General features: G+C 42.8%; 3 protein-coding genes. 1 reads left to right on the forward strand and 2 read right to left on the reverse strand.

Annotation, left to right across the window (positions count from 1 at the left end; genetic code table 11):
• Window positions 1-193 (reverse strand): cytochrome b/b6 domain-containing protein (locus tag H5300_RS26525; protein ID WP_182797339.1); only part of this gene is annotated, 193 nt, incomplete at its 3' end.
• A 208-nt stretch (window positions 194-401) separates the two neighbouring features.
• On the opposite strand from H5300_RS26525, the gene H5300_RS26530 reads away from it, so the two are divergent.
• Window positions 402-839: a cytochrome c gene (locus H5300_RS26530; RefSeq protein ID WP_102571477.1), complete on the forward strand. Its 438-nt coding sequence runs from the start codon at window positions 402-404 to the stop codon at window positions 837-839.
• A gap of 130 nt (window positions 840-969) precedes the next feature.
• Here H5300_RS26530 and H5300_RS26535 read toward each other — a convergent pair whose 3' ends face one another.
• Entirely contained in the window at window positions 970-1464 is a 495-nt protein-coding gene (locus H5300_RS26535; RefSeq protein WP_004736286.1) for a peptidylprolyl isomerase, read from the reverse strand.
• Window positions 1465-1812 lie beyond the last annotated feature (348 nt).

Below are 1812 nucleotides of genomic sequence, written 5' to 3' on the forward strand. Positions count from 1 at the left end.
TAATAAATTGAGAAAAGCGACTGGTATCGCTGCCGACGATTCCCCAAACCAAGCGCCATAAAATCAGACTGAACAGTACGAGGCCTAAGTAAACATGAGGGCCTTGTCCGTTAAACCCTGACGCAGCAAGACCAATAAAGAGTGCGGCTTGAAGCCAGTGATAAAGTCGAGTTGGTAGATCCCAGATTTTCATAATGCTTTTCCTGTTTGCGAATTTGCTTGGCGGGGATAATTTACATAACAATAGTTGCATGAGCAACTATTGTTGTGTAAATTAAATGCATCTCATCGATTACGGCTGAACTATCAAGCCGTAATTTACTAAGAAACCAATCAGTAATTAACGAACAAATCACTCAGTCAATTAACCACTCAATCAATTAATCACTAGGAATGACACTATGAAAAAATTCACTATCGCTTTAATCATCGCACTGCCTACGATTGCTCTACCTATGATCTCTGCAGCCGCAGTGGATGTTGTAAATAATCGTCAACAGGCTTTTAGCTCTATTGAAGAGGTCAGCAAACAAGTCGATTCAGAATTGAATAACAGTGACGTGGATTGGCTGAAAGTGGGTGAGCTAAGTGACATGTTGGTGGAACATGGAACCGTATTGAATGCGAGTTTTGCTGAAGGTGATACTGGAGGTAAGGCAAAAAAGGAGATTTGGAGCAAGCCTGAGAAATTTAACCAACTGATGTTACAGATGAACCAAGGCTTTGCAGAGCTTTATCAAGCGAGTGTTGAGCAAGACTTGTCGAGCGCAGAACAAGGGTTAGATTCTGTGAACAAGACTTGTAAAGGATGTCACCGTACTTACCGCTCTCGTTGGTAACGATTCTAACAACGAGCTTTGAATACAGGTGGTAAAGTCGAATCCTTACCACCATAGTTCTAGCGCGCTGCCTTCTTTTCTTTGTGCAATCAATTCGAATGCACTAGGGGCAGGAAAGCACGTGAGTGAATTAGTCGCGAACAGTGACTTTAGTAATCACGATGTCTTCACACGGCACATCTTCATGTCCCCAGCGAGTGGTGGTTGGTGCAAGCGCAATCTTGTTTACCACATCCATACCTGCTGATACCTTGCCAAACACAGCGTAGCCCCAACCTGAGTTGCTGGTTGCTGTATGATCAAGGAAATCATTGTCGTCAAGGTTGATAAAGAACTGCGCCGTTGCTGAATGGGGTGCGTCAGTGCGAGCCATTGCGAGAGATCCAATCACGTTCTTTAAGCCGCGGTTAGCTTCATTCACAATAGGTGCACGAGTTGGCTTTTCTGTCATGTCGATAGTGTGTCCACCACCTTGAATCATGAAACCTTCAATAACACGGTGAAATGTTGTGCCTTCGTAGAAGCCATCTTGGCAGTATTTAAGGAAGTTTTTCGACGTTACCGGCGCTTTTTCAAGGTTCAGTTCAATTTCAATGTCGCCAAAGTTTGTGGTCAGAATGATCATAAAGGTCCCAATATTTGAGTGCTAATATTTTGAATGCTACAGCACAGTGGATAGCTTAATTGAGTGCAGTATATGAAAAATTGTGGAGGATGCCAGTTAACAATACTTCCCAAGCGGATTTACGGGAATGGTGAGCGGCTAGGGAGACTTCATATATAAGAAAGCCAGCGATGAAATCACTGGCTTTGAGATGAAAAACGGACTTAGAGCGTTAGCAGGTAGTTAATACCAATTCCATTAATTAACTTACCAATCGAGTCCAATCTCTAAAGCAGAGGGATTGGACTCTGCGTTTATCTTCACAAAAACTGTTCCAAGCATTGCATACTGAGTTCACTATATCGTTAT

The sequence above is a fragment of the Vibrio sp. SG41-7 genome, from assembly GCF_014164465.1.
Lineage (GTDB): Bacteria > Pseudomonadota > Gammaproteobacteria > Enterobacterales > Vibrionaceae > Vibrio > Vibrio splendidus.